Origin of the sequence: Photobacterium sp. GB-72 (assembly GCF_003026095.1) — a bacterium.
Lineage (GTDB): Bacteria > Pseudomonadota > Gammaproteobacteria > Enterobacterales > Vibrionaceae > Photobacterium.
The window spans coordinates 1-519 of record NZ_PYNV01000059.1 but is presented as its reverse complement, the minus strand read 5'-3'; the positions used below and the strand labels follow the sequence as shown (position 1 = coordinate 519).

Sequence of the window (519 nt, the reverse complement as noted above, 5' to 3'; positions counted from 1 at the left end):
TCGTTAGATAACCACTTTTTAAAAACACTCACAAGAATGCGTTTAAAGAGTGGTGGAGCTATGCGGGATCGAACCGCAGACCTCCTGCGTGCAAGGCAGGCGCTCTCCCAGCTGAGCTATAACCCCATCGATGGTGGGCGATACCGGGCTCGAACCAGTGACCCCCTCCTTGTAAGGGAGGTGCTCTCCCAACTGAGCTAATCGCCCATCGTTTTACTTCCGATGAAAAGAAGTGGCGTCCCGTAGGGGAGTCGAACCCCTGTTACCGCCGTGAAAGGGCGGTGTCCTAGGCCTCTAGACGAACGGGACTAAGTTTCTCTAAGTTATGGGTAACTTAGATGTTCTCTTACATTTTAACCAAGCAATCTGTGTGGACACTGCATTAAACAGTCAGTCTTTAGGTAAGGAGGTGATCCAGCCCCAGGTTCCCCTAGGGCTACCTTGTTACGACTTCACCCCAGTCATGAACCACACCGTGGTAAACGCCCTCCCGAAGGTTAAGCTATCTACTTCTGGTGC

General features: G+C 51.6%; 3 tRNA genes and 1 rRNA gene. All 4 read right to left on the bottom strand.

What is annotated here, in order from left to right:
* Nucleotides 1–50: 50 nt before the first annotated feature.
* A tRNA-Ala gene (locus C9J40_RS21900) sits at nucleotides 51–126 on the bottom strand.
* A gap of 5 nt (nucleotides 127–131) precedes the next feature.
* Nucleotides 132–207 (bottom strand) — tRNA-Val (locus C9J40_RS21895).
* 26 nt (nucleotides 208–233) lie between these two features.
* Nucleotides 234–309, bottom strand: a tRNA-Glu gene (locus tag C9J40_RS21890).
* A 93-nt stretch (nucleotides 310–402) separates the two neighbouring features.
* Nucleotides 403–519 (bottom strand): 16S ribosomal RNA (locus C9J40_RS21885); the annotation flags it as partial.